The following is a 23,136-nucleotide window of genomic DNA, read 5'->3' as shown; positions in this document are numbered from 1 at the left end:
GCCGGCGACCCTCATCGCTGGTCCCCGTCGCGGGGGTCGTCCGCCGCCGGGACCAGGAACCGGGCGACGCTGTCGAGCTTCTCGCACGTCTCCTCGAACTCCCGCTCGGGCGTGGAGTGTCCGACGATGCCGGCCCCGGCGCGCAGCCAGGTGCGTTCACCCTGGCGGTAGGCGCTGCGCAGCACGAGGGCCGCGTCCATGGCGCCGGAGTGGTCGACGGTGAGGACGGCGCCGCTGTACAGCCCGCGCGCCTCGGTCTCGTACCGCCGGATGGAGTCGTAGGCGGTGGCCTTGGGCACACCGGAGGCGGTGACGGCGGGGAAGACCGCGCCGAAGGCGTCCCACGCGTTCCGCCCCGGGGCGAGCCTCCCGGCAACGCGGGAGGCGAGGTGCTGCACGCTTCCCCGCTCCCTCACGGCCATGAACTCGGGGACCTCCACGGACCCCTGGACGCACACGTCGACCAGTTCGTCCGCGCCGACCTTGACCGAGATGGCGTGCTCGTAGACCTCCTTCGGGGAGCCGAAGAGGTCGGCGCGCAGGCTCTCGTTGACCAGGACGTCCTCGGTGAGGGCACGGGTGCCGGCCAGCGGCTGGCTCACCACCCGCCCGTCCTCGGAGACCTGGACGACGATCTCGGGGCTGAAGCCGATGGCCTCGGTGCCGCCGAGGTCGAGCATGAAGGAGCGGGCGGGGTTGTTGCCGCGCCGCCCGGCGACGTACGTGGCGGTCAGATCGGTCCGCCCCGGCACCTCGACGACCCGGGACAGGATCACCTTGTGCAGCTCGCCGGCGTTGATGTCGTCGACGGCGTGCTGGACGGCGGCCCGGTAGTGGGTACCGTCGGTGGCGTGGACATCGAGGGCTCGAGGCTGCCCACCACCGGCAGCCGCCTGGTCGATGACGGTGTTGACGAGAGCGTCTAGCGTGGCCTGATCGGCGGCGCGCAGGAGGGCGTGCCCCTCGCCGAAGCGGACCTCGGCGCGCGGCACGATGAGCTGCATCAGCCGCTGGTCGCCGAGGTGCCGGCGGTCGCCGCCCTTGGCGTACGACAGCTCGAAGGCTGCCCAGCCGTAGGCGCGCCAGTGGGGCACCTCGACCTGGCCGAGCAGTTCGGAGACGAGCTGCAGCGGCTGGTCGCTCCAGGGCAGCTCGACGTCGGGCACCCCGTCCTGGCGCAGCCGCGCACCGTCCCGGTCGAGGGTCAGCTCGGCGCGCACACCGCCCGCGTAGGCCCAGGTCCCCCCGTTCTCGTAGACGACGTACGACTCGTGCAGCCCGGAGTCGGCGAGCCGCGCCGCGATAAGCAAGGGCTCTTCGTTGAGCGGCAGTTGGGTCTCGTAGTAGTGACGCGAGGCAAGGACGATCATCTGGGTGGTCCCTCCCGTGAGGCTGTTACCTTCCATGAGGTTACGGAGGTAACAGCCCCGGGTCGCCGCCCAGCCGATCAGGCTTCCTTCTCGAACTGCCAAACCGAACTTCGAAGGGCGCGAGGGAATGAGGACAGGAACCGACCTATAAGAGGGCTACCTTCGTAGAGCCCAACGCCCCCCACGCATAAGGAACAAGAGATGCTGCGAGGTCTCACGACGGTCCGCTTCCACACCGCCGACCTGGAGTCCGCGAAGTCCTGGTACACCGAACTCCTGGGCGGCAAGCCCTACTTCGAGCGCCCCGGCTACGTGGAGTTCCGCATCGGCGACTACGAGCACGAGCTGGGCCTGCTGGACAGCAAGTACGCGGGAGTCCTGGGCGCACACGGCGGGGGGAGTGCCGTGAGCGGCCCGGTGATCTACTGGCACGTGGATGACGTCCGGGCCGCCCTGGACCGCCTGTTGTCCCTGGGCGCAACACTCCACGAACCGATCCGCGAGTTCGGCGAGGGCTTCATCGGCGCCTCGGTCGTGGACCCCTTCGGCAACACCCTGGGCATCATGCAGAACCGCCACTACCTGGACATCCTCTCCGCCCGCTGACCTGCCCGCCCCACACCGCACTTGCGGGAAGTGGCTGGCACGCCGTCTTGAGACGACCGTGCCAGGGCTCAGCACACGCCTCCACCACGGCCTACAGGGGTACTGAGCGGGAGGGTCGAGCACCTCGTGGCCGTCGTGGACGAGGTGCTCGGGCAGGCCGGCGGCCGTCGTAAGCACGTCGACCGCATTGAGGTCCGTACCGCGCACTTCTTCTCTCCGTTCGAGCGCGCATGGTACGGAGAATCGGCGGCACGCCCCGGCTGAACGATCCTGGTCAGCCGAGGAAGCTCAGACGAACCTGACGGTCCGGGTTGTCCCTGTTGGTGTCCACCAGGCACACCGACTGCCAGGTGCCCAGTTCCAGGCGCCCGCCCAGGACCGGCAGTGTCGCGTGCGGCGGTACCAGGGCCGGCAGGACGTGATCGCGGCCGTGGCCGGGGCTGCCGTGGCGGTGCTGCCAGCGGTCGTCGGCCGGGAGGAGCGTGTGCAGGGCGGCGAGCAGGTCGTCGTCACTGCCGGCGCCCGTCTCGATGATCGCGATCCCCGCGGTCGCGTGCGGGACGAAGACGTTCAGCAGGCCGTCCCGGCCGGCGGCGGTCTCCCGCAGGAAGGCCTCGCAGTCGCGGGTCAGGTCGACGACCGTCTCCCGGGAGCCGGAGGCCACGTTCAGCACTCGGGTGGTGAAGGCATCTGACATGTTCTCCATCCTCACCCGTCGACCGGTGTTCACACGCGACCGCCGCCCCGGCGGGGCGGCGCGGACAATCCGGGAAGATCCCCGCCCGGGGCACCGTTGGCACAGGCGTGAACCGCTCACGTGAGGTCGAGGTCGTCGTCGTGGGGGCCGGGCAGGCCGGACTGTCCAGCGCCTATCACCTGCGCCGCGCCGGGTACGTGCCGGACCGCGGCTTCGTGGTGTTCGACCACTCCCCCGGCCCCGGCGGCGCCTGGCAGTTCCGCTGGCCGTCGCTGACGTACGGCAAGGTGCACGGCATGCACGCGCTGCCCGGGATGGAGCTGACGGGCGCCGATCCCGACCGGCCGTCGGCGGAGGTCGTCGGGGACTACTTCGCCGCCTACGAGCGCACCTTCGGCCTGCGGGTGCGGCGTCCCGTCGACGTGTCGGCCGTGCGGCAGGGCCCAGGTGGGCGGCTGCTGGTGGAGACGTCGGCCGGTACGTGGAGCGCGCGGGCGCTGATCAACGCGACGGGCACCTGGGACCGGCCGTTCTGGCCGCGCTACCCCGGCCAGGGGACCTTCCGCGGACGCCAGCTGCACACCGCCCAGTACCGCGGACCGCAGCAGTTCGCCGGGCTGCGGGTGGTCGTGGTCGGAGGGGGCGCCTCGGGCATGCAGCACCTGCTGGAACTGGCGCCGTACGCGGCGGCCACCACATGGGTGACCCGGCGTCCGCCGGTGTTCCGTGCGGGGCCCTTCGACGAGGACGCGGGCCGCGCCGCGGTCGCCCTGGTCGAGGAGCGGGTGCGGCGGGGCCTGCCGCCCAGGAGCGTCGTCTCGGTCACCGGCCTGCCGCTGAACGACGCCGTCCGGCAGGGCCTCGCGGACGGGGTCCTGGACCGGCAGCCGATGTTCGACCGGATCGTCCCGGACGGCGTGGAGTGGGAGGACGGGCGCCGTGTGACGGCCGACGTCATCCTGTGGGCGACCGGGTTCCGGGCCGCGCTCGGCCATCTGGCCCCGTTGAGGCTGCGCGGGCCCGGCGGCGGCATCGAGGTGGAGGGCACCCGCGTGGTCGCGGATCCACGCGTCCATCTGGTCGGGTACGGCCCGTCGGCGAGCACGGTCGGCGCCAACCGGGCCGGACGGGCGGCCGTACACGACATCGGGCGTATGCCGGCGCAGGACCCGGTCACCGCCGCCTGACGCCCGCCAGTGCCTGTCACCGCCGTCACCGGGTGACCCCGCGGAGCCGGCATGCGGACATGGTGAGCCGCACGGCGTCAGAGCTCGGCGTGCCGTCGGCCCGCCCGGTCCAGCAGCGCGTCCCGGCGCACCAGTGCCGCGTAGCGCCCCTCGCGTTCCAGCAGTTCCTCGTGGGTGCCGCGTTCGACCACGCGCCCGGCGTCGAGGACCACGATCTGGTCGGCGCCGCGGACGGTGGACAGGCGGTGCGCGATGGTCAGTGTGGTGCGATCGGCCGACAGGGCGTCGATGGCCTCCTGGACGGCGGCCTCGGTACGGGTGTCCAGCGCACTGGTGGCCTCGTCGAGGACGAGGACCGGCGGGTCGCGCAGAATCGTCCGGGCGATGGCCAGGCGCTGCTTCTCGCCTCCGGAGAAGCGGTACCCGCGCTCGCCGACGACCGTGTCGTAGCCGTCCGGCAGGCCCGCGATGTGGTCGTGGATCTGAGCGGCCTTCGCCGCCGCGTGGATCTCCTCGTCGGTCGCGTCGGGCCTGGCGAAGCGGAGGTTGTCGGCGACGGAGGCGTGGAAGAGGTACGTCTCCTGCGAGACGACGCCGACCGCGCGGGCGAGGGTGTCGAAGTCCAGGTCACGGACGTCGACGCCGTCGAGGGTGACCCGGCCGCCCGTCACGTCGTACAGCCGCGGCACCAGATGCCCGAGCGTGGACTTGCCGGCGCCGGTCGGACCGACGACCGCCAGGCTGCCGCCGGCCGGGACCGTGACGTCGATGCCGTCCAGGATCGGGGCGCTCTTGTCGTCGTAGCGGAAGGTGACGTCCTCGAAGCGGACCTCGCCCTTGACGCGGTCGAGGTGGACGGGCCGCTCGCGTTCGGTGATGTCGATCGGGAGGTCCAGGTACTCGAAGATGCGCTGGAACAGCGCCAGGGAGGTCTGGATCTGCACGCCGGTCGACAGCAGGCTGACGGCCGGGCGGAACAGTCCCTGCTGAAGTGAGACGAAGGCGACGATGGTCCCGAGGGACACCTCGGGTCCGCCGAGGTGCAGCGCCAGGCCCGCGGTCCAGTAGATGACGGCCGGCATGGCGGCCATGACGATCGTAATGACGGCCATGCGCCACCGACCGGCCATGTTGGACCGGACCTCGAGGTCGACGAGGCGTTCGGACTCGTCGGCGAAGGACTCGGTGAGTGAGCCGGAACGGCCCATCGTGCGGCCGAGGAGGATGCCGCTGACGGAGAGCGACTCGGTCACCGTGGCCGCCATCACGGCCATCTGCTTCTGGCGCTGGGTGGTGATCCTCTTGCGTTCGTTGCCGACGCGGCGGCTGATCCAGACGAACACCGGCAGCAGCACCAGCGAGACGACGGTGAGCCGCCAGTCGAGGGCGACCATCGCCGCGATCGTGGCGACCACGCTGGTGAGGTTGGAGACCAGGGAGGTCGCGGTCGACGTCACGGTGGCCTGCATGCCGCCGATGTCGTTCGCGATGCGCGACTGGACCTCCCCTGTGCGCGTGCGGGTGAAGAAGGCCAGCGACATGCGCTGCAACCGGCCGTAGACGGCGGTGCGCAGGTCGTGCATGACGCGCTGTCCGACGGTGGTGGAGATCAGGGTCTGCAGGACGCCGAAGACGCTGTTGAGGACGGCGCTGAGGATCATGCCGAGGGCGAGCAGGCTCAGCAGGCCGGTGCGGCCCTGGGGGATGGCGACGTCGAGGACGGCCTTGAGCAGGAAGGGGGTGGCCACCGAGACCAGCGAAGCCGCGCCGACCAGCAGGCCGACGATCGCCAGACGGCCGCGGTAGGGGCGGAAGAGGCGCAGGATGCGGCGCATCTGCCGGGGCTGCTCCCCGGCGTCGGCCGGCGGGGTCCAGGAAGGCGGGCGGTCGGGATGCATGGGCTCCTACGGAGGTGGACGGGCGTCGACGGCTGACGCGGTCGACGACGGCCTCTGGATCTTAGCTCATTGTTACCTATACTCACAATGAACCATATCCTGATAGTGTGCCCGCATGACCAGCCCCGACTCCGACGGCCTCCTCGCCGAGCAGCTGCTGCGGCTCACCCGCCGCGTCCACCGCATCCAGAAGCGCCACCTGCAGCAGCGCGAGCTCGGCATCACGCCGGCCCAGTCCCGGCTGCTGCGCGTGCTCGCGCACTTCGAGGAGCCGCCCCGCATGGCGGATCTGGCCGACTCGCTGGAGGTCGTGCCACGGGCCGTGACCACGCTGGTGGACGCGCTGGAGACGAGCGGCAGGGTGCGCCGGGTGCCCGACCCGGCCAACCGCCGGGTGATCCGGATCGAGCTCACCGACGACGGGCGCACGGACCTGCACGAGCTGCGCGGCGCGCGGCGGGCCGCGGCGGAGGAGATCCTCGCCCCCCTGACGGACGAACAGCGCAAGACGCTCGGCGGACTGCTGGACACACTGGTGAGCACCGCACCCGAGCGCGCGCAGCGCTGCTGAGGGGCGACCGGCCGCGCCCCGTCCGCCCGCCCGGCGCACGGGCGGCGCCGGGCGTCGGCGCGCCACGTCCACGCGAGCGGCGGCCTGGTGCCCGCCGCACCGCGTTACGCCATGAGGTTGCCCCTGTCCCCCATCACCACCACCGGGTTCAGCTCGGGGTCGAGCGTCCGCAGCAGGCGCTCCATCGCCTCCTTGGGGACGCTCACGCAGCCCAGCGTGCCGTCGCCGTGGTCCAGATGGAGCCAGATGCCGCCGCCCTTATGCTCGCCCTGCGGCCGGGTCGGATCGTCCGGCGGCACCCCCCTGCGGCGGTTGTAGTCGATGGCGATGACGTAGTCGAAGTCGTGCCAGTGCGCCTCGTCCCAGTAGTACGGGGAGGTGAAGGCCTGCTCGTTCTGGAGGTAGGGGAGCCTGGTGCCCGGATCGGGCAGGACGCCGCCGGCGTCGGAGAGCGTGAACACTCCCACCGGAGTGCGTTCGTCACCCATCCGATGGTCGGTCGTCCAGCCACGCTTGCCGTTGTGCGCCGGCCAGCCGGCCGTCAGCTCCCACCGGGACCGGCGCTTCTCGTACAGCACGAGCGTGGAGTCGGGCGAGTCCTCGCTCTCGCCGTACACCGCCACGACCTGCCGGGTGTCGGCGGGGACCCGCTGCCACAGCCGGATGCCGATCCCCGGCACCCGGGGCGGCTCCGACGGGCTGGGCCGGATGGTCGTCGCCGTGCCGCCGGCCTTCGGCTCGCCGCCCCGGCCCGCCTCCACCCGAGGAGCACCGCACGCACCCAGAGCCGCCAAGAGGAACCCGCAGGTCGCCACGGCGACCGTCGCCCGCTTTACACCACAACTCGTCATGACCTCATCGTGACATTCCCATACCGGCCAATCTCTTCGAGATTGGGCCAACCAGCCGCAGATACTGATATTTGATGCCTCATGGGGTCGCTCATCCGGGCGACGTGCCGTCTCCACCGGGCCCGCTCCCCGGCCGATGACGACAGGGGCGCGATTCCGGTCGCCGCCGCGGAAAACCAGTTGCCGCCCGCCACGCTGCGAGGCGAACCTGTCACGGCTTGTCGCCGCCTTCGCGGCCCCACCCACCCGATGACACGAGTCCTGGGACGTCATGCAGATCCAAGACCTTCCGTATCCCGACCCGGGCGTGCCGGACACACGATCGGGTCCCCGTTTCCTGTGGTGGCTGGGGCGTCATCAGCTGGACGGGCAGGCGAAGGCGTTGGCCTGGGGGCTGCTGCACTTCGCCTCCGTCGCCGCGCTGCCGTTCTGCGTCGGCCTGGCCGTGCAGGCGGTCGTCGACCGCTCCGGTGCGCGCCTGGCCCTCGCCGGCGGGCTGCTGGCCCTGTGCTGCGCGGGCAACGCGCTCGGCGACACCTTCCTGCACCGCGCCGCGGTCACCAACTGGATCACCGCGGCGGCCCGCGTCCAGCAACTGCTGGCGCGTCAGGCCGCTCACCTGGGGTCGGCGTTGACCCGCAGGGTCGCCGCCGGCGAGGTCGTCGCCGTCTCCACCGGTGACGTCGAGAAGATCGGCTGGTTCGTCGAGGCGGTGTCCCGGTTCACCGCGGCGGCGCTGACCGCCGTGCTGGTCTGTGCCGGCCTGATGGTCTACCAGCCCGCGCTCGGCGTGGTGGTCGCCGTGGGCCTGCCGGTGGTGGCGCTCGCGGTGCTGCCGCTGCTTCCGCACGCGACCCGGCGCGCCGACGTCCAGCGCGAGAAGGCCGGACGGGCCACCGAACTGGCGTCGGACACGGTCGCCGGCCTGCGGGTGCTGCGGGGCATCGGCGGCGAGGACCTCTTCCTCGACCGCTACCGCCGCGCCTCACAGGAGGTCAGACGGGCCGCCGTCCGCAGTGCCCGCATGTGGTCCCTGATCGCCGCGACCCAGGTTCTCCTGCCCGGCCTGCTGCTGATCGCGGTCGTCTGGTACGGCGTGCACCTGGCCCGCGCGGGCCGCATCACCGTCGGCGAACTCGTCACGGTCTACAGCTCCGTCATGCTCCTCACCTACCCGCTGCGGCACTTCGAGGAGATCGCCATGGCCTACTCCTTCTCCCGGCCGTCGGCCAGGCGGGCGGCGCGGGTGCTGTCCCTGCGGCGCCCCACGGACTCCGCGGGAACACGGGAGGCCGGGATCCCGGCCGGGGATCTGAGCGACCCGGCGACCGGACTGGTGGCCCCCGCCGGGCAGCTCACGGCCGTGGTGTGCGGTGACCCGGACGCCGCGGGCCGGCTGGCGGAACGACTGGGTGGGCATCCCGTCGAGCCGGGCCCGTCGGCGCTGCTCGGCGGCGTGCCGCTCGACGAGCTGCCGCTCGGCCGGGCGCGGACGGCCGTCCTGGTCCAGGACAAGGACCCGGTACTGCTGTCGGGTTCGCTGCGCGAGCTGCTCGACGTGCCCGCTTCGGGCGGCGTCACCGTGCGGGACGCGCTGGAGGCCGCGCAGTGTGGGGACGTCCTGGAGGCGCTCGCCCAGGCGTCGCCGGGCGCCGGGCAGGCGATGGACGTCCGCATCACCGAACGCGGCCGGTCCCTCTCCGGCGGCCAGCGACAGCGTCTGGCACTGGCCCGGTCGCTGATCACCGACCCCGAGGTGCTCGTCCTGGACGAACCGACCTCCGCCGTGGACTCGCACACCGAGGCGCGCATCGCGCAGGGCCTGCGGAGCCTGCGGGCCGGACGCACCACGGTGATCCTCACCTCCTCCCCGCTGGTCCTGGACGTGGCCGACCGGGTGGTGCTGGTGCGCGAGGGCCGGGTCGCGGCGGTGGGCACGCACCGGGACCTGGCACGCAGCGACTCCCGGTACCGGGCCGTCGTCACACGCGAGACGGACGAGGAGCGCGCCGCCGCACGCGTACGGGAAACCGAGGCCGCCCTGCGCGGGACGTCCGGACACCGGCCCGCCCTGTACGGCGCGCTGCGAGAGACCGAGGAGAAGGCATGATCGGCGTGGCGCCACCGGCGTACGACCCGGCGGTCCCGAGGACGGCGAACACGCTGCCCGTCGGCGCCCCCGCGACCGTGCGCGCCTATGTGGGCGAGCTGTTCCGCCGGCACCGCCGTGCGTTCCTGCTCCTGATCGCCGTCAACACGGTCGCCGTGCTCGCCTCGATGGCGGGCCCGTGGCTGCTGGGCGGCCTCGTCGAGCGGGTGTCGGACGGTGCGCGGGACATCCACCTGGGGCGGATCGCGGCGCTGTTCGTGCTCGCCCTGGTGGTGCAGGCCGTGTTCGTCCGGCAGGTACGGCTGCGCGGGGCCATGCTCGGTGAGCGGATGCTGGCCGACCTGCGTGAGGACTTCCTCGTGCGGTCGGTCGGGCTGCCGCCGGGGGTACTGGAGCGGGCGGGCACCGGTGACCTGCTGTCCCGCATCACCACGGACATCGACCGGCTCGCCAACGCGATGCGCGAGGCCGTGCCGCAGCTGGCCATCGGCGTGGTGTGGGCCGCGCTGCTGCTGGGCGGCCTGGTCGTGACGGCGCCACCGCTGGCCGCCGCCGTGCTGCCGGCCCTGCCGCTGCTGGTGATCGGCTGCCGCTGGTACTTCCGGCGGGCGCCGTCCGCCTACCGGTCGGAGGCCGCGGGGTACGCCGCCGTGGCCGCGGCGCTCGCCGAGACCGTCGACGCGGGGCGCACCGTGGAGGCGCACCGCCTCGGCTCCCGGCGTGTCGAGCTGTCGGAACGCCGGATCAAGGAATGGACCGCGTGGGAGCGCTACACGCTGTGGCTGCGGTCGGTGCTCTTCCCGGTCATCAACATCACCCATGTGACGGTGCTCGGCTCGGTCCTGATGGTCGGCGGCGTGCTCGTCCTGCAGGGCTGGACCGGGGTGGGCCAGCTGACGACGGGTGCGCTCATCGCGCAGATGCTCGTCGACCCGGTGGGGCTGATCCTGCGCTGGTACGACGAGCTGCAGGTGGCCCAGGTGTCGCTGGCGCGGCTGGTCGGGGTCCGGGACATCGAGCCGGGCGGCGGGGACGCCTCCCTGCACCCGGCCGGTCGCGCCGTGCACGCCGACCGGGTGCACTTCGGCTACCGGGAGGGCGTCGACGTGCTGCGCGAGGTGTCCGTGGAGGTCCCGCCCGGCACCCGGCTGGCGCTGGTGGGGCCCTCGGGCGCGGGAAAGTCCACGCTGGGCCGGCTGCTGGCCGGCATCTACGCGCCCCGGAAGGGCGGGATCACCCTGGGCGGTGCCGAACTGTCCCGGATGCCCGCCGAACGCGTCCGCTCGCACGTCGCCCTCGTCAACCAGGAGCACCACGTCTTCGTGGGCTCCCTGCGCGACAACCTCCTGCTCGCCCTGCCCTGCGCCCGGCTGCGCCCGGAGGGGACGGCGACGCCCGCCGACGCCGTCGACGCCGAGCTGTGGTCGGCGCTGGCCGCGGTCGACGCCGACGGCTGGGCCCGCGCCCTGGACGACGGCCTCGACACCGAGGTCGGCTCGGGCGGTCTCGCGCTGACTCCGGCCCAGGCCCAGCAGATCGCACTCGCCCGCCTGGTCCTCGCCGATCCGCACACGCTGGTCCTGGACGAGGCGACCTCGCTCCTCGACCCGCGGGCGGCCCGTCATCTGGAGCGGTCCCTGTCGCGCGTTCTCGACGGCCGCACCGTCGTCGCCATCGCCCACCGGCTGCACACCGCCCATGACGCCGACGTGATCGCCGTGGTCGACGACGGCCGCATCAGCGAGCTGGGCAGCCACGACGAGCTGGTCGCGGCGGACGGTGCCTACGCCGCCCTGTGGCGTTCCTGGCACGGCTGAGCGCGGCGCGCAGGCACGCGGCACAGCCACGGGGCGGGACCATCCGCACGGGGCGGCCCGCCGTGGCGCCGGCCCGAGCGGACCGGTGGCGCACCGCGACTGCCGGTGGGCGGCGTTCGGAGCGGGCGGAGACCGCCGGCGAGACCGGCGGCCGGCCGTCGCACGGCGGTGCGCTGCCGATGGCCGCCTCCGGGTGAGCGCCGCCGGCAGGCGCGAAGCGCCGGGCCGGGCGGTGGGTGGACGCCGCACGGGCGGTGGCCGCGGGATCCGTCGTGCCGCAGCGCGGTGCCGGGCAGGGGTGGAAGGCCGGGGACGGGGAACCCCTGGACCACAGGCCGGGGCCGCCCGCTCCGGCCGGCTCGACGCACCCGAGGAGGGCACGCACGAGGGCGAGAGGGCCGTGCCGGCCGCCTCGCACCCCGGGATCGAGGGAGCGCCCGCCTGCTCCGAGGCGGTTGCGACGGACGTGGCCGGCGAGGACGTTCGGCCCCGTGACGCCGCCGGGCGCCCGCTCTCGCCGTGTCCCCCGCCGTACAAGGAGTTTCGATGCAGCAGGACAAGCACCCGGACTACCACCCCGTCGTCTTCCGCGACCGGGCCGCCGGATACGCCTTCCTGACCCGGTCGACCGCCACCAGCGAGCAGACCATCGAGTGGGACGACGGCGAGACATACCCGGTCGTGGACGTGGAGATCTCCTCGGAGAGCCACCCCTTCTACACCGGCAAGGCCCGCACCGTGGACACCGAGGGCCGCATCGCCCAGTTCGAGCGGCGCTACGGCGGCGGGCAGGGCTCCGCAGGGAGCGGCTCCTCGTAGCCGGCGCCCGCACCGGAGCTGAGCGCACGGCGGGGCAGGACACGGGTTCGGCAAGCGCCCCCGGCCGGCGCCGCGGGTGCGCGGGCGCCCGGCGTCAACGCTCAGATGACGTTGAGCGCGGCCGCGCAGCCCACGCCGCCGAGCAGCATGAACGCCGGCATCAGCACCTTCAGCTCGACCCAGCTGCCCGCCCGGAACCGCATCGCCTTCGGCGGGCCCACGGGGTACCAGCGCTTGCGGCCCACCGGTATCGGCCACAGGATCGGGCACCCGGACACGGTCAGCGCGTCGCCGATGTCGTGCACCAGCGCGCCCAGCACGATCGGCAGCCCCAGCCACAGGTAGTCCTGGCCCGGTGCGGAGAACAGCCACTGCGAACCGTGGCCCGGCTGGTCCAGGAGGCCGGCGAGGATCCAGGCACTGGTCCCGGCCAGCAGCCACACCAGGACGTCGCTGCTCGAGCCGCGGGCCGCCCGCCACAGCAGGCCCTCGATGGCCAGCACCATGTGCACGAAGAGGAGCGCCAGCACCGCCCAGCGGCCGCCGGTGACCGCCGCGACGGAGGAGCCGGCGCCGACCAGCACCGCCCACAGCCAGGTGTGCGTCAGTGTCCGGTGTCCGCCCGAGCGGCGAGGGTCGCCCTGCTTCCTGGTCGCCTTGTAGACGGTGTAGGAGAGCTTGTCGACGATCTCGCACAGCCGGCGCGAGAGCGGCCCGAAGGCGCGCGATATGGTCGCGGCCTTGTGATCGAGGTCGGGGGCGAGCGCGGCGCCCGCGCAGATCAGCGCACCGGACAGCAGCACGGGCCAGGGCATCGTGTGACCGGCCGCGGCGGCCGCGGCTCCGACGCCGAGCCAGGCCGCGGCGCCCGACAGTGAGTGTGCTGGTCCCATCATGGCCGTTTCCCCGCCCCATTTCTCGTGCGCCCCTGCCCAGTTGGCCCGGTGCGCTCATGCCTTACCGGCGACACAGCGTAGCGGTCGTGATCTTGGACCGGGCATCCGATTCCCGCCCCGGTCCGTTCGCCAGGCAAGATGGGGGCGTGACCCTCATCGATCAGCTGCCGCCGACCGCCGACCCCGACGCCCTGTACGAAGCCTTCGAGTCCTGGGCCCAGGAGCGCGGTCTCACGCTCTACCCCCATCAGGAGGAGGCGCTGATCGAGGTGGTCTCCGGCGCGAACGTGATCGTGTCGACGCCCACCGGCTCCGGCAAGAGCATGATCGCCGCAGGGGCGCACTTCGCCGCCCTGGCCCGCGACGAGGTCACCTTCTACACCGCTCCGATCAAGGCGCTGGTCTCGGAGAAGTTCTTCGAACTGTGCAAGATCTTCGGCACCGAGAACGTCGGCATGCTCACCGGCGACGCCTCCGTCAACGCCGACGCGCCCATCATCTGCTGCACCGCCGAGGTGCTCGCCTCCATCGCCCTGCGCGACGGCAGGCACGCGGACGTCGGCCAGGTGGTCATGGACGAGTTCCACTTCTACGCGGAGCCGGACCGCGGCTGGGCCTGGCAGATCCCGCTGCTGGAACTGCCGCAGGCGCAGTTCGTCCTGATGTCGGCCACGCTCGGTGACGTGTCCTTCTTCGAGAAGGACCTCACGCGGCGAACCGGCCGTCCGACCGCGGTGGTCCGCTCGGCGACCCGCCCGGTGCCGCTGTCGTACGAGTACCGGCGCACCCCGCTCACCGAGACGCTGACCGACCTGCTCCAGGCGAGGCAGGCACCGGTGTACATCGTCCACTTCACCCAGGCCCAGGCCGTCGAGCGGGCGCAGGCACTGATGAGCATCAACATGTGCTCGCGTGAGGAGAAGGACCGGATCGCCGAGCTGATCGGCAACTTCCGGTTCACCACGAGGTTCGGCCGCAACCTCTCGCGCTACGTCCGGCACGGCATCGGTGTGCATCACGCCGGCATGCTGCCCAAGTACCGGCGCCTGGTGGAGAAGCTCGCGCAGGCCGGGCTGCTGAAGGTGATCTGCGGTACGGACACGCTCGGCGTGGGGGTCAACGTCCCGATCCGCACGGTGCTGTTCACGGCCCTGACCAAGTACGACGGCAGCCGGGTGCGCACGCTGCGCGCCCGTGAGTTCCACCAGATCGCCGGCCGCGCCGGGCGTGCCGGCTTCGACACGGAGGGCTTCGTCGTCGCCCAGGCCCCCGAGCACGTCATCGAGAACGAGAAGGCGCTCGCGAAGGCGGGCGACGATGCGAAGAAGCGGCGGAAGGTCGTCCGGAAGAAGGCGCCGGAGGGCTTCGTCGCCTGGACCGACACCACCTTCGACAAGCTGATCGCCTCCGAGCCCGAGCCGCTGAGCTCCCGCTTCCGGGTCACTCACACCATGCTGCTGTCGGTGATCGCCCGGCCCGGCAACGCCTTCGAGGCGATGCGGCACCTGCTGGAGGACAACCACGAGCCGCGCAGGCAGCAGCTGCGGCACATCCGGCGCGCGATCGCCATCTACCGCTCGCTGCTCGACGGCGGCATCGTGGAGAAACTGGACCAGCCGGACGCCGAGGGCCGCATCGTCCGCCTGACGGTCGACCTGCAGCAGGACTTCGCGCTCAACCAGCCGCTGTCGACGTTCGCGCTCGCCGCCTTCGAACTGCTGGACCCCGAGTCGCCGTCCTACGCGCTGGACATGGTGTCGGTCGTGGAGTCGACGCTGGACGACCCGCGGCAGATCCTCGCCGCCCAGCAGAACAAGGCGCGCGGCGAGGCCGTGGCCGCGATGAAGGCGGACGGCGTCGAGTACGAGGAGCGCATGGAGCGCCTCCAGGACATCACCTACCCCAAACCGCTGGAGGAGCTGCTCTTCCACGCCTACAACACCTACCGCAAGAGCCACCCCTGGGTGGGCGACCACCCCCTGTCGCCCAAGTCCGTGGTCCGGGACATGTACGAACGGGCGCTCTCCTTCACGGAGTTGGTGTCCGTCTACGAACTGGCCCGCACCGAGGGCATCGTGCTGCGCTACCTCGCCAGCGCCTACAAGGCCCTGGAGCACACCGTCCCGGACGACCTGAAGTCCGAGGACCTGCAGGACCTGATCGCCTGGCTCGGGGAGATGGTCCGGCAGGTCGATTCCAGCCTGCTGGACGAGTGGGAGCAGCTGGCCAACCCGGAGGAGATGACCGCCGAGGAGGCCCAGGAGAGGGCGGACCAGGTCAAGCCGGTCACCGCCAACGCCCGCGCCTTCCGCGTCCTGGTGCGCAACGCGATGTTCCGCCGCGTCGAGCTGGCGGCCCTCGACCAGCTCGGGGAGCTGGGTGAGATGGACGCCGAGTCCGGGTGGGACGCCGAGGCGTGGGGCGAGGCGATGGACAAGTACTGGGAGGAGTACGAGGACCTGGGCACCGGCCCGGACGCGCGCGGCCCCAAGCTGCTCGTGATCCAGGAGGAGCCGCAGAACGGGCTGTGGCGGGTGCGGCAGATCTTCGACGACCCCAACGGTGACCACGACTGGGGCATCAGCGCCGAAGTCGATCTCACGGCCTCCGACGCCGAGGGGCGCGCGGTCGTCCGTGTCACCGATGTCGGCCAGTTGTGAGCACAGGAGAAGCCACCGCATGACGAATCCGGCCGAAAGCCTCGTCGACCTGCTCGACCTGGAGCAGATCGAGGTGAACATATTCCGCGGCCGCAGCCCGCAGGAGTCCCTGCAACGGGTCTTCGGCGGCCAGGTCGCCGGGCAGGCGCTGGTCGCCGCCGGGCGCACCACGGACGGCGAGCGTCCGGTGCACTCGCTGCACGCGTACTTCCTGCGCCCGGGCCGGCCGGGTGTGCCGATCGTGTACCTGGTGGAACGGGTGCGCGACGGGCGGTCCTTCACGACCCGCCGGGTCACCGCCGTGCAGCAGGGCCGCACGATCTTCAATCTGACCGCCTCCTTCCACAAGCCCGAACAGGGCAGCTTCGAGCACCAGTTGCCGCCGACCCGCCCCGTCCCGGACCCTGAATCGCTGCCCACCGTCACGGACGAGATCCGGGAGCACCTGGGCGAGCTGCCGGAGCAGTGGGAGCGCATGGTGCGCCGCCAGCCCTTCGACATCCGCTACGTGGACCGGCTGCGCTGGAGCCCCGAGGAGATCGAGGGCGCCGAGCCGCGCAGCGCCGTGTGGATGCGCGCGGTCGGGCCGCTCGGCGACGACCCGCTGGTGCACACCTGCGCGCTGACGTACGCCAGTGACATGACCTTGCTGGACGCGGTGCGCATCCCGGTCGAGCCGCTGTGGGGCCGGCGGCGTTTCGACATGGCGTCGCTGGACCATGCCATGTGGTTCCACCGGCCGTTCCGCGCGGACGAGTGGTTCCTGTACGACCAGGAGTCGCCGATCGCGGTGGGCGGCCGGGGCCTTGCCCGGGGCCGCATCTACAACCTCGAGGGGCAACTGATCGTGTCCGTGGTGCAGGAGGGGCTGTTCCGCAAGGTGGGCTGACCCGCGGTTTCACCGATCATCGGTCGGCCCGCGCCGCGTCGTCCGAGGCTTCGCGGGCCGGCCGTTGCGACGTTCTCGCCGAGAACCAAGCAGGGGCCGTGGCCCGAGGTGCACCCGACCGCGTCTCATCGCGTTTCGTTGCGCCCCTTACTTGCGAGTCCGGCGCCACCACACCCCTTTTTTGCGGTGAACACGGCCCGCTGGTCGCGCGGAGCGGTCCCGCCACCTTGCGGTCGAGCCGCGAACGACGGCAGTAACAGGGCGACCAGCATCCAGAGCTCATCAGGAACCAGACGCTTCGACAGATCAGCACTCACGGCCTGCATCATGCCGCTCGAACATCAAGCATCAAGTCACGAGGGGACAGCCTTCTATGCCTCGCCTGATGCGGCCGATCTGGCGGCCTGCTCGATCTTCGCGTAGTAGGCGGTGCGGGCGTCCTCATCGATCTGCATCTCGTGTTCGGGCCGCATCCCGGTTCGGCCGTCCACACCTTCGCGCAGGATGTCGGCGTGCCCGGCATGCCGGTTGGTCTCGCCAAGGACGTGGACCAGGATGGCGAACAGGTTCGTGTTGGAAAAGGGCTCCGGCCACCACGGCACGTGCCCCGGGGCATCGAGGGCAAGCTCGTCGATCGTCGCATCTGAGTGTTCCCACGTGCGCCGGTAGGACTCGATGATCTGATCGCGCGTCTCGTCCTCAGCCGCCCACAGATCGCTGCCGTCGTGGTCCTGCCACCGGGGCAGCGGTTCTGGGGACGGCCGGTCGAAAACCTCGCCCAGGTACCTGGCCTCGACGCTGGCCACGTGTTTGACCAGGCCGAGGAGGTTGGTCCCGGTCACTGTCAAAGGTCGGCGGGCGTCGTATTCGGACAGGCCGTCGAGCTTCCAGAGCAGCGCCTTGCGGTCCCGCCGCAGTCGCACGTGCAGGGTGCCCTTCGCGAATTCATCGATCATGCGGCATGAGCCTGCCATGGGTGTCGTCTTGCAGTGCCGCAGCAGCAGCCCCGGCACACGGTGACGTGCACCGGGGCGATGCCTGCGCCGTGGGCGCCTTGCGGCGGCTCACTCGGCGGCCCGCTTCCAGGCGGCCTCGCGTAGCAGTCGCAGTCCGTTGAGGCCGACGATGACAGTGGAGCCCTCATGACCGGCGACGCCGAGGGGAAGCGGCAGGCTGCCGGCGAGGTCCCAGGCCACCAGGCCGGCGATGAAGACACCAGCGATCACGAGGTTCTGGACGACCAGAGCGCGCGCCCGGCGGGACAGGGAGATCACGGCGGGGACGGTGGCGAGCTCGTCGCGGACGATGACCGCGTCTGCGGTCTCCAGCGCCAGGTCGGAGCCCGCCCGGCCCATGGCGACGCCGGTGTGCGCGGCTGCCAGTGCGGGGGCGTCGTTGACACCGTCGCCGACCACCATCACCTTCCGGCCGGTCCCCTCGAGCTCCCGGACCGCGCTCACCTTGTGCTGGGGCAGCAGACCGGCCCGCACGTCGTCGATGCCGACATCGGCGGCGAGGCGGGCTGCGGCGCGCGGGTTGTCGCCGGTCAGCAGCAGGGGCGCGGTTCCGGTGAGTGCCGTGAGCGCTCTGACGGTCGCGGTGGTGTCGGGGCGCAGCCGGTCGGCGATGCCCAGCACGCCCACCGGGGTACCGCCCAGCGTGACCAGCACGGCGGTCCGGCCGTTGTCCTCGAGCTCGCCGACGAGGACCGCTGCCCGGTCGGAGTCCGCGTCCGTCACCCCTTCCAGCAGCCGGGCCGGTGCGCCGACCGCGACCACACGCCCCTCCACGGTCGCAGTCACTCCCACGCCCGGGGTGGAGTCGAAGTCGTCGGCCGTCGGCAGGGCGAGCCCTCGTTCACGCGCCGCGTCCACGACGGCCCTGGCCAACGGATGCTCACTCGGGTGCTCGGCCGCAGCCGCGATGACCAGCAATCCGTCCCCGTCGACGGGGGACCCGGTCAGCGGCCGCACGTCGGTGACGCGCGGGGTGCCCTCGGTGAGCGTGCCTGTCTTGTCGAGCGCAACGGCGTCGACCTGCCCCAGCCGCTCCATGACCACCGCCGACTTGACCAGGACTCCGTGCCGGCCGGCGTTGGCGATGGCCGACAGCAGAGGCGGCATGGTGGCAAGCACCACCGCGCACGGCGAGGCCACGATCATGAATGTCATCGCCCGCAACAGCGAGTCGGTGAGGTTCGCGCCGAGGGCCAGGGGCACGAGGAACACGGCGAGAGTCGCCGCCACCATGCCCAGTGAGTAGCGCTGTTCCACTTTCTCGATGAACAACTGGGTCGGCGCCTTGGTCTCAGACGCCTCCTGCACCATGTGCACGATCCGGGCGATCACCGTGTCGGAGGCGTCACGCTCGACCTTGACTGTCAGCGCACCGGTGCCGTTGAGCGTGCCGGCGAAGACCTCGTCGTCCTTCCCCTTGGCCACAGGCAGCGGTTCGCCGGTGATGGTCGCCTGGTCGACGTCACTGGCGCCGTCGAGGACGCGGCCGTCGGCGCCGATGCGCTCGCCGGGCCGGACGAGGACGGTGTCGCCGACCGACAGATCCTCGACCGCGACAGCCTCCTCGTCCCCGTTCGCGTCGACGCGGGTGGCGGTGGCGGGCGTCAGATCGAGCAGACCGCGCACCGAGTCGGCGGTACGGGCTGTCGCCAGTGCCTCGAGGGCGCCGGACGTGGCGAAGATGACGATCAGCAACGCGCCGTCCATGACCTGCCCGATCGCTGCCGCGCCGAGCGCGGCCACGACCATCAGCAGGTCGACGTCGAGGGTCTTCTCCCTCAGCGCCTTCAGTCCCGCCCAGCCGGGCTCCCAGCCGCCGGCCGCGTAGGCGAGGGCATACAGCGAAACCCACAGCCAGGTCGGAGCACCGGTCAGCTGCAGAGGTAGTGCGACCAGGAAGAGAAGGGTGGCCGCAGCCGCCCAGCGAGCCTCGGGGAGAGCGAGGACACGGGTACGGCGTCGGGGCGCGCCCCCGCCGGGCTGAGGCGCGGTGTGGTCGACCGCGGCCGGGGCGAGTGTGGAGGTCATCGGCACAGGGGTCCTTCACGACGGCATGACGAGAGCGGGCAGCCGGAAGCCCGCCGGCACTCCTCCCACCGTACAGGACCATATGAAGAAAGATTCATGCGTTCATTCATACCCTCTCCGTAGTATGAGGAGCATGGGCCATGGAGCTGATGCCAAGACCACTGCCACCGCGCGGCAACGCCTGGAAACCGTGGGTGCCGCCGAGGTGGCAGCCACACTGCAGGCCCTGGCGACGCCCTCGCGGCTGCGCATCCTGGCCCGCCTGCAGGAGGGGCCGTGCCCGGCGACGGAACTCGCCGAGGCTGTCGGCATGGAACAGTCGGCCTGCTCCCATCAGCTGAGGCTGCTGCGCAACCTCGGCCTGGTCACCGGCGAGCGCCGGGGCCGCTCGGTCATCTACGCGCTTTACGACAACCACGTCGCCGAACTGCTCGAGCAGGCCCTGTACCACGTGGAGCACCTGCGCCTCGGCCTGCGGGACATCCCGGCGCGGGCCCCGGCCGCGGCGGCCGGGGCCCGCTGACCCTCACCCGGTTACCGTCACCACGGCCGGCCTCGACGTGAGATATCCGGATCGGTGCAGTTGCGCCACGAGCACCGCGCATGCACATCCGGTGCCGGCCAGCACCGCCCAGGGCAGCCACCGCACACCAGTGTCGAACAGCGCCCCCACGTCTGGCGGGCGCGCAGCGGTAGGGCGAGGTAGACCTGGAAGGCCAGGACGTAGGAACCGCTCATCGCGGCTGCGAAGAGGAGGAACGGCCGGTTCGCGGCGATGCTCCAGTCGGCGGTCACCGCCCGCCAGGCGGGCTCAGCGCTGCGATCGGCGGGTGCGCGGGCCGGCAGAGCACGGGCCTGAAGCACGGCCAACACCCCGAAGATGGCCGCGGCGGCGGAGCAGACGACGGTGAAGTCCCAAGTGAGCAGGGCCAGTCCGGCGAGCGGGCCGACGAGGACGCCGGCCTGGTAGAAGACGTTGAAGGCGGCAAACGCCTCGACGCGCCGCCCCTTCCCCGCATCCGCGGCCAGGTAGGCCCGGACGGCCGGGTTGAACAGCGCCCCCGCCAGACCGGTCAGCGCGGAAGTGAGAACGAGCGCGGGCAGGGAACCCGCCAGGGCGATAAGCCCGAACGCGACCGTTCTCAGCGTGCACCCGGCCAGAATCATCGGCTTGCAGCCGTAGCGGTCCGCGAGGGTGCCACCGACGAGGAACATGCCCTGCTGCGAGAGGTTGCGCACACCGAGCACCAGACCGACCGCCCAGGCGGCGAGGCCGAGACCGTGGGCAAGATGACCGCACCCGTTTGGCGCTGCTGCGAGGGCTTGGCAAGGGAGAGGCCGACGTCACGACCCTGACCGGGGCGACCGATGCGACACGAACCTCGGTCAGCCAGCCAGCATCTGGCCCGGTTGCGCCTCGCCGGGCTTGTCACCACCCGCAAGGAGGGGCGGCGGGTCGTCTACGGCCTGCGCCACGGTCATCTGCGCCGCCTGGTCGACGAGACGCTGAATGTCGCCGATCACCAGATCGGCCGCCTTCCGCCCCACGATTGACACCCGCGCCTGACCGCCGTGCGGCCTCCCTGAGGAACCGACGAAATGCGCCTGGCTTCCTCGCACGGTGTAGCGCATCGAGGCTTCGAGGCTGTGAGCGGCGGCTTTATATGTCCAGAGAACGTTGTCAGGGCGATTCGGTCGGCCGCCTCAGAGGCTGCCCGAGCCGAATGTTCCAGCGCCCCACACGCCCGCTGAGCTCCGTTGTGGACAGGGGCGGAACGTCGATCCGCCAGAATGCAGACTCGGGGGCGCCGAGCACTCGCACCCCCACGGCCCGCACCACCTCCGGCTCCACCACTGCCACACCACGCCCCGCCGGCTCCGCGGCCGACTCCAGCCACGCGGCGATCCGGTCGCAGAAGTGCCGTACCGACTCTCCGCCATGCGGTGCCGAGTCCGGATCCGCCAGCCACTCGCCCACTGCCGCCGGCTCCTGTGTGCTCACCTCGGCCAGGGTCGCGCCGCGCCAGCGACCTACATCCAGCCCGGCCAGCTCGGGTACGACAGTCGCGTCCAGATCGAGGGCCTTCGCCGTTTCACGACAGCGCACCGCTGGAGCGACCCAGGCACGGTCCACCGGGGGAAGGGCCTCAGCCGATGCCCGAGTGAGCGCCAGGCCGGAGGCGTCCAGCGGGCACCCGGCGTCGAAGCGGGCTTCCCGCAGCGCCGCGCTGATGGCTGGTGAGATCAACGTCACTCGGCTCGTCATACGTCCGCCCTGGCCTCCAACGCCGCTGCTCTCAGGAACTTCACAGCCCGCATGCCTCAATGTCGTGCCTCCACGCGCCCTTGGCCGGCTGCTCCTCGCGCGGTACCTTCTCGTCGATATCGACGACGGATTCGCGGAAGCCGGTGGGATTCCGGCACGGTCGCGCCACTGTAAGCCCGGTTCGCACCCCTGGTGCGGGCCGCGCAAGTCAGACCCGCGCCGTCGTCCTGTGCACCACCGAGACGGGACGCGAGTTCCCCAGGAGGGCCTGCCATGGCGCAGTCTGTCGCTCAGCCGACCACCACACCCACCGCCGTACCCGCCAAACTGCCGATCGGCGCCATCGCGCCCTGGGCGGTCCTCTTCGGCATCCTGACGCTGGTCCTGCTCTACTTCGTTGGGGTCGAGCAGAGCGCCACCTCCGTCATGAACGGAGAGGACGTCCACGAATGGGTGCACGACGCCCGCCACCTGCTCGGCTTTCCCTGCCACTGACGGCAGCAGGGAACGCACTAGCCCATGAACTCGGCAACCGTCCGCAAACTTCTCGTCTGCGGCATGCTCGCGGGACTCGCCGCGGGCATGCCCGCGCTCCTCGTCTCCTACTTCCTGGGCGAGCCGAGCGTCGACGCGGCCATCGCCTATGAGGAAGCACACGCCCACGAACACGAACACGGCGTGGAAGTCGTCAGCCGCACCATGCAGTCCACCGCCGGTCTGTCGACGGGTGTACTCGTCTATGGTGTCGCCTTCGGCGGCATCGCCGCCCTCGCCTACTGCTTCGCGCTGGGCCGTATCGGGCGCTTCGGGCCGCGTGCGAGCGCACTGCTCCTCGCGGCCTTCGGCCTGATCGCCCTGTACGTCGTACCGTTCCTGAAGTACCCGGCCAACCCGCCCGCGGTCGGCGACCCCGACACGATCGGCCAGCGCACCACTCTGTACTTCCTGATGATGGTGCTCGGGGTGCTGCTCACCGTCGGCGCAGTGATCCTGGGCAAGCGCCTGGCGCCACGGCTGGGCAACTGGAACGCAACGGTCGCCGCGGCCGCGTTCTTCGTCCTGGCCGTCGGGATCGCGTACGCGTTCCTGCCGTCCTTCGACAAGGTCCCGGAGCACTTCCCGGCCGCCGTGCTGTGGGAGTTCCGGCTGGCCGCGCTCGCCGTCCAGGTGACTTTGTGGACTGCCTTCGGGCTGGTCTTCGGAGCTCTCGCCGAGCGGGTACTGGACCCCTCGAGGGCCGGTGCCGGTGAACAGAGCAGTAGCACACGGAAGGCCCCCGTGCCGCAGTGAGCACGTCGGCGCAGTGCGGCGGCAGCTCGGCTTCGACCCGCGGGTCCTAGTGCCGCGGCAGGCAACGTTCGCCCGTCAAGGAGCGGCGTCCGGTGCGTGCTCTCGGCGTGCCGGCCGGACGCCCTCGTACTGGATGTACTCGGGCTTCCGGCCGGTGCGGCGAGA

Annotated in this window: 19 protein-coding genes, 3 pseudogenes and 1 riboswitch; of the genes and pseudogenes, 13 read left to right on the top strand and 9 right to left on the bottom strand. The window is 71.7% G+C overall.

The genetic code is table 11. The features are described 5' to 3' along the window. Positions 1-11: 11 nt before the first annotated feature. A complete protein-coding gene (locus tag ACWDNY_RS20405) occupies positions 12-1,406 on the bottom strand; it encodes a salicylate synthase (RefSeq protein ID WP_451647182.1) in 1,395 nt (464 codons plus the stop codon). Between the two features lie 165 nt (positions 1,407-1,571). Between ACWDNY_RS20405 and ACWDNY_RS20400 the strand changes: the two genes are divergently transcribed. Together ACWDNY_RS20400 and ACWDNY_RS20395 are read left to right on the top strand one after the other, a co-directional pair. Next, on the top strand, positions 1,572-1,976 hold the full coding sequence (locus ACWDNY_RS20400; protein ID WP_451647181.1) for a VOC family protein: 405 nt from the start codon (positions 1,572-1,574) through the stop codon (positions 1,974-1,976). 25 nt (positions 1,977-2,001) lie between these two features. Next, positions 2,002-2,144, top strand: a pseudogene (locus ACWDNY_RS20395) (nucleotidyltransferase domain-containing protein); the annotation flags it as partial. A gap of 106 nt (positions 2,145-2,250) precedes the next feature. Here the strand turns inward: ACWDNY_RS20395 and ACWDNY_RS20390 are convergent. After that, positions 2,251-2,673 carry a secondary thiamine-phosphate synthase enzyme YjbQ gene (locus ACWDNY_RS20390; RefSeq protein WP_451647180.1) on the bottom strand — a complete coding sequence of 141 codons (423 nt, stop codon included), beginning with the start codon at positions 2,671-2,673 and terminating at the stop codon, positions 2,251-2,253. Positions 2,674-2,780: 107 nt separating this feature from the next. Here ACWDNY_RS20390 and ACWDNY_RS20385 point away from each other — a divergent pair, with 107 nt between their 5' ends. Continuing rightward, positions 2,781-3,860, top strand: coding sequence for an NAD(P)-binding domain-containing protein (locus ACWDNY_RS20385; protein WP_451647179.1), 1,080 nt, complete (start codon positions 2,781-2,783; stop codon positions 3,858-3,860). Positions 3,861-3,937: 77 nt separating this feature from the next. Here ACWDNY_RS20385 and ACWDNY_RS20380 read toward each other — a convergent pair whose 3' ends face one another. Then, positions 3,938-5,758, bottom strand: coding sequence for an ABC transporter ATP-binding protein (locus tag ACWDNY_RS20380; protein WP_451647178.1), 1,821 nt, complete (start codon positions 5,756-5,758; stop codon positions 3,938-3,940). Between the two features lie 115 nt (positions 5,759-5,873). Here ACWDNY_RS20380 and ACWDNY_RS20375 point away from each other — a divergent pair, with 115 nt between their 5' ends. Next, the gene (locus tag ACWDNY_RS20375) at positions 5,874-6,329 is read left to right on the top strand and encodes a MarR family winged helix-turn-helix transcriptional regulator (protein WP_451647177.1); all 456 of its coding nucleotides are present in this window, start codon (positions 5,874-5,876) and stop codon (positions 6,327-6,329) included. 104 nt (positions 6,330-6,433) lie between these two features. Here ACWDNY_RS20375 and ACWDNY_RS20370 read toward each other — a convergent pair whose 3' ends face one another. Continuing rightward, positions 6,434-7,180, bottom strand: a complete 747-nt coding sequence (locus tag ACWDNY_RS20370) for a L,D-transpeptidase family protein (RefSeq protein WP_451647176.1) — start codon at positions 7,178-7,180, stop codon at positions 6,434-6,436. Between the two features lie 271 nt (positions 7,181-7,451). On the opposite strand from ACWDNY_RS20370, the gene ACWDNY_RS20365 reads away from it, so the two are divergent. From ACWDNY_RS20365 to ACWDNY_RS20355, 3 genes are all read left to right on the top strand, one after another. After that, positions 7,452-9,290, top strand: a complete 1,839-nt coding sequence (locus tag ACWDNY_RS20365; protein WP_451647175.1) for an ABC transporter transmembrane domain-containing protein — start codon at positions 7,452-7,454, stop codon at positions 9,288-9,290. After that, a complete protein-coding gene (locus ACWDNY_RS20360) occupies positions 9,287-11,107 on the top strand; it encodes an ABC transporter ATP-binding protein (protein WP_451647174.1) in 1,821 nt (606 codons plus the stop codon). The genes ACWDNY_RS20365 and ACWDNY_RS20360 overlap by 4 nt, the downstream gene beginning before the upstream one ends. Before the next feature lie 546 nt (positions 11,108-11,653). Continuing rightward, a complete protein-coding gene (locus ACWDNY_RS20355) occupies positions 11,654-11,926 on the top strand; it encodes a type B 50S ribosomal protein L31 (RefSeq protein WP_451647173.1) in 273 nt (90 codons plus the stop codon). Positions 11,927-12,027: 101 nt separating this feature from the next. Here ACWDNY_RS20355 and ACWDNY_RS20350 read toward each other — a convergent pair whose 3' ends face one another. Further along, entirely contained in the window at positions 12,028-12,822 is a 795-nt protein-coding gene (locus ACWDNY_RS20350; RefSeq protein WP_451647172.1) for a metal-dependent hydrolase, read from the bottom strand. A 146-nt stretch (positions 12,823-12,968) separates the two neighbouring features. Here ACWDNY_RS20350 and ACWDNY_RS20345 point away from each other — a divergent pair, with 146 nt between their 5' ends. Both ACWDNY_RS20345 and ACWDNY_RS20340 read left to right on the top strand, forming a co-directional pair. Next, positions 12,969-15,482 (top strand): DEAD/DEAH box helicase, encoded by a 2,514-nt coding sequence (locus ACWDNY_RS20345; protein ID WP_451647171.1) that lies wholly within the window; start codon positions 12,969-12,971, stop codon positions 15,480-15,482. A 19-nt stretch (positions 15,483-15,501) separates the two neighbouring features. After that, positions 15,502-16,371 (top strand): acyl-CoA thioesterase, encoded by an 870-nt coding sequence (locus tag ACWDNY_RS20340; RefSeq protein ID WP_451647170.1) that lies wholly within the window; start codon positions 15,502-15,504, stop codon positions 16,369-16,371. A 371-nt stretch (positions 16,372-16,742) separates the two neighbouring features. On the opposite strand, the gene ACWDNY_RS20335 is transcribed toward ACWDNY_RS20340, so the two are convergent. Further along, the gene (locus ACWDNY_RS20335) at positions 16,743-17,327 is read right to left on the bottom strand and encodes a DinB family protein (RefSeq protein WP_451647169.1); all 585 of its coding nucleotides are present in this window, start codon (positions 17,325-17,327) and stop codon (positions 16,743-16,745) included. A 108-nt stretch (positions 17,328-17,435) separates the two neighbouring features. Further along, a complete protein-coding gene (locus ACWDNY_RS20330; RefSeq protein WP_451647168.1) occupies positions 17,436-19,415 on the bottom strand; it encodes a heavy metal translocating P-type ATPase in 1,980 nt (659 codons plus the stop codon). Between the two features lie 133 nt (positions 19,416-19,548). Between ACWDNY_RS20330 and ACWDNY_RS20325 the strand changes: the two genes are divergently transcribed. Next, positions 19,549-19,938, top strand: coding sequence for an ArsR/SmtB family transcription factor (locus ACWDNY_RS20325; protein WP_451647167.1), 390 nt, complete (start codon positions 19,549-19,551; stop codon positions 19,936-19,938). 116 nt (positions 19,939-20,054) lie between these two features. Here ACWDNY_RS20325 and ACWDNY_RS20320 read toward each other — a convergent pair. Then, positions 20,055-20,723, bottom strand: a pseudogene (locus ACWDNY_RS20320) (MFS transporter); the annotation flags it as partial. Between ACWDNY_RS20320 and ACWDNY_RS20315 the strand changes: the two are divergent. Next, positions 20,708-20,969: pseudogene (locus ACWDNY_RS20315) on the top strand (ArsR/SmtB family transcription factor); the annotation flags it as partial. The pseudogenes ACWDNY_RS20320 and ACWDNY_RS20315 overlap by 16 nt on opposite strands. A 127-nt stretch (positions 20,970-21,096) precedes the next feature. Here the strand turns inward: ACWDNY_RS20315 and ACWDNY_RS20310 are convergent. Continuing rightward, a complete protein-coding gene (locus tag ACWDNY_RS20310) occupies positions 21,097-21,681 on the bottom strand; it encodes a histidine phosphatase family protein (RefSeq protein ID WP_451647166.1) in 585 nt (194 codons plus the stop codon). Between the two features lie 109 nt (positions 21,682-21,790). Then, positions 21,791-21,919: riboswitch (cobalamin riboswitch) on the top strand. Between the two features lie 35 nt (positions 21,920-21,954). Between ACWDNY_RS20310 and ACWDNY_RS20305 the strand changes: the two genes are divergently transcribed. Further along, on the top strand, positions 21,955-22,176 hold the full coding sequence (locus tag ACWDNY_RS20305) for a CbtB domain-containing protein (RefSeq protein ID WP_451647165.1): 222 nt from the start codon (positions 21,955-21,957) through the stop codon (positions 22,174-22,176). Positions 22,177-22,200: 24 nt separating this feature from the next. After that, entirely contained in the window at positions 22,201-22,971 is a 771-nt protein-coding gene (locus ACWDNY_RS20300; RefSeq protein ID WP_451647164.1) for a CbtA family protein, read from the top strand. Positions 22,972-23,136 lie beyond the last annotated feature (165 nt).

It is taken from the genome of Streptomyces sp. NPDC003697 (assembly GCF_053587115.1).
This window is presented reverse-complemented; position numbering and strand designations above follow the sequence as displayed.

Coding starts and splice junctions, on each gene's coding strand:
- ACWDNY_RS20340 (WP_451647170.1), top strand. CDS start 15,502: ATGACGAATCCGGCCGAAAGCCTCGTCGACCTGCTCGACCTGGAGCAG.
- ACWDNY_RS20370 (WP_451647176.1), bottom strand. CDS start 7,180: ATGACGAGTTGTGGTGTAAAGCGGGCGACGGTCGCCGTGGCGACCTGC.
- ACWDNY_RS20355 (WP_451647173.1), top strand. CDS start 11,654: ATGCAGCAGGACAAGCACCCGGACTACCACCCCGTCGTCTTCCGCGAC.
- ACWDNY_RS20325 (WP_451647167.1), top strand. CDS start 19,549: ATGGGCCATGGAGCTGATGCCAAGACCACTGCCACCGCGCGGCAACGC.
- ACWDNY_RS20335 (WP_451647169.1), bottom strand. CDS start 17,327: ATGATCGATGAATTCGCGAAGGGCACCCTGCACGTGCGACTGCGGCGG.
- ACWDNY_RS20330 (WP_451647168.1), bottom strand. CDS start 19,415: ATGACCTCCACACTCGCCCCGGCCGCGGTCGACCACACCGCGCCTCAG.
- ACWDNY_RS20375 (WP_451647177.1), top strand. CDS start 5,874: ATGACCAGCCCCGACTCCGACGGCCTCCTCGCCGAGCAGCTGCTGCGG.
- ACWDNY_RS20360 (WP_451647174.1), top strand. CDS start 9,287: ATGATCGGCGTGGCGCCACCGGCGTACGACCCGGCGGTCCCGAGGACG.
- ACWDNY_RS20390 (WP_451647180.1), bottom strand. CDS start 2,673: ATGTCAGATGCCTTCACCACCCGAGTGCTGAACGTGGCCTCCGGCTCC.
- ACWDNY_RS20405 (WP_451647182.1), bottom strand. CDS start 1,406: ATGGAAGGTAACAGCCTCACGGGAGGGACCACCCAGATGATCGTCCTT.
- ACWDNY_RS20365 (WP_451647175.1), top strand. CDS start 7,452: ATGCAGATCCAAGACCTTCCGTATCCCGACCCGGGCGTGCCGGACACA.
- ACWDNY_RS20305 (WP_451647165.1), top strand. CDS start 21,955: ATGGCGCAGTCTGTCGCTCAGCCGACCACCACACCCACCGCCGTACCC.
- ACWDNY_RS20310 (WP_451647166.1), bottom strand. CDS start 21,681: ATGACGAGCCGAGTGACGTTGATCTCACCAGCCATCAGCGCGGCGCTG.
- ACWDNY_RS20400 (WP_451647181.1), top strand. CDS start 1,572: ATGCTGCGAGGTCTCACGACGGTCCGCTTCCACACCGCCGACCTGGAG.
- ACWDNY_RS20350 (WP_451647172.1), bottom strand. CDS start 12,822: ATGATGGGACCAGCACACTCACTGTCGGGCGCCGCGGCCTGGCTCGGC.
- ACWDNY_RS20380 (WP_451647178.1), bottom strand. CDS start 5,758: ATGCATCCCGACCGCCCGCCTTCCTGGACCCCGCCGGCCGACGCCGGG.
- ACWDNY_RS20300 (WP_451647164.1), top strand. CDS start 22,201: ATGAACTCGGCAACCGTCCGCAAACTTCTCGTCTGCGGCATGCTCGCG.